The organism is Lacinutrix salivirga (assembly GCF_053604675.1).
The window spans coordinates 1-577 of record NZ_JBSHNP010000123.1 but is presented as its reverse complement, the minus strand read 5'-3'; the positions used below and the strand labels follow the sequence as shown (position 1 = coordinate 577).

Genomic DNA, 577 nt, shown 5'->3' with positions numbered 1-577 from the left:
ACCATGTTCCATTGGTATCTTGTGTACCATCTAATAATGTAAATAAATCGAATGGCGAATTATCTGTTAAAGCATCTTCACAAATTTCTATTGGTGTTAATGCTTCTCCAGATTCTGGTGCATCTTCTATTGTAATGGTTACTGTACTTGTATTTGTACATCCATTAGCATCTGTAATTGTATAAGAATAATTATAAACTCCAATAGTTAATGCTGTTAAATCAACATCACTTCCTGTTAATGCTCCTGAAGTATCATCGTCTGACCATGTTCCTCCTGCATCTTCGCCTGCTAATTGACCAAATAAATCTAATGGTGAATTTGCAGTTAAATCATTCTCGCAAAATACTGCTGGTGTTGGAATTCCTGTTTCTGGTAATGGTAATACGATTATTTGTACCACTACATCTACATCGCTACACGTACCAATATCTGCTACTGAATAGGTGTAATCGTAAGTACCAGCTGTTAATACTGTAATATCTATTGGGTTTGGTACTGTTCCGTTAACATCTAACCATGTTCCATTGGTATCTTGTGTACCATCTAATAATGTAAATAAATCGAATGGCGAATT

At 34.8% G+C, this 577-nt stretch carries 1 pseudogene; it reads right to left on the bottom strand.

Annotated elements, in window-relative coordinates:
• Positions 1 to 577 (bottom strand): annotated as a pseudogene (locus tag ACVC5O_RS11005) (hypothetical protein); the annotation flags it as partial.